The following is a 1,145-nucleotide window of genomic DNA, read 5'->3' as shown; positions in this document are numbered from 1 at the left end:
GAGGCACAAGCCCTGCTGAACACCTACGGCCAGGCCCACACCGCCGACCACCCACTCTGGCTCGGCTCCATCAAGTCCAACATCGGCCACACCCAAGCCGCCGCCGGCGTCGCAGGCGTCATCAAAATGGTCGAAGCCATCCGACATGGCCAACTGCCCCGGACCCTTCACGTGGACCAGCCTTCAACGCATGTGGAATGGGAAACAGGCCACATCACCTTGTTGTCGGAGGCTCAGCCGTGGCCGGAGACGGGGGAGCTTCGGCGGGCGGCGGTGTCGTCCTTCGGGATGAGCGGGACGAACGCGCATGTGATTCTGGAGGCGGCGCCGGAACCGGAACCGGCTCCGGCCGGGGCCGGGGCCGGGGGCGAGGGCGAGGGTGGGGGTGAGTCGGAGGGGCGGTGCGGGCCGGTGCCGGTGGTGGTGTCCGGGCGGACACCGCAGGCCCTGGCCGAGACCGCGGGCCGGCTGGCCGCGTTCCTCGATACCCACCCCGAGGTGGAGGCCGCTCCCCTGGCCGCCCGGTTGTGGAGCGGGCGGGCGAAGCTGGAGCACCGGGCCGGAATCATCACCGCCGACCGTGCCGAACTGCACGATGCACTGACCGCGTTGGCGACCGGCAGCGGACACCCGGCACTCGTCGTCGGGCCAGGTGCCGCGGAGGCGGGCAAAACAGCCTTCGTCTTCCCCGGCCAGGGCTCCCAATGGGCCGGCATGGGACGCCAACTCGCCGCCGAAGAACCCCTCTTCGCCGCGCATCTGGCGGCCTGCCAGGACGAACTGTCCCGCTGGTGCGACTGGAACCTCGCCGACATCCTCACCAGCGACGACGAGAACACCCTGGCACGAGTGGACGTGGTCCAGCCCGCCCTGTTCGCGGTCATGACGGGCATCGCCCGCCTGCTGCAACACCACGGTGTCACCCCCGACGCGGTGATCGGCCATTCCCAGGGCGAGATCGCCGCCGCCCACATCGCCGGCGCCCTGTCCCTGCCCGACGCGATCGCAGTCGTCACCCTGCGCGCCCAGGCCCTCACCCGCCTCGCGGGCACCGGCACCATGGCCTCACTCCCCCTGCCCCCCGACGACCTCACCGACCTGCCCGACGGAGTGCACCTGGCAGCCGTCAACGGACCCCACACCAC

Annotated in this window: 1 protein-coding gene; it reads left to right on the top strand. The window is 71.4% G+C overall.

Features of this window, described 5'->3' with window-relative positions; genetic code table 11:
• Positions 1–12 precede the first annotated feature (12 nt).
• The coding region (locus ACWD0J_RS41310) for an acyltransferase domain-containing protein (protein WP_451501011.1) at positions 13–1,145 on the top strand (1,133 nt) is incomplete at its 3' end.

The organism is Streptomyces sp. NPDC003011 (assembly GCF_053591515.1).
The sequence above is the reverse complement of the archived record's forward strand: the minus strand, read 5'-3'. Positions and strand labels throughout refer to the sequence as shown.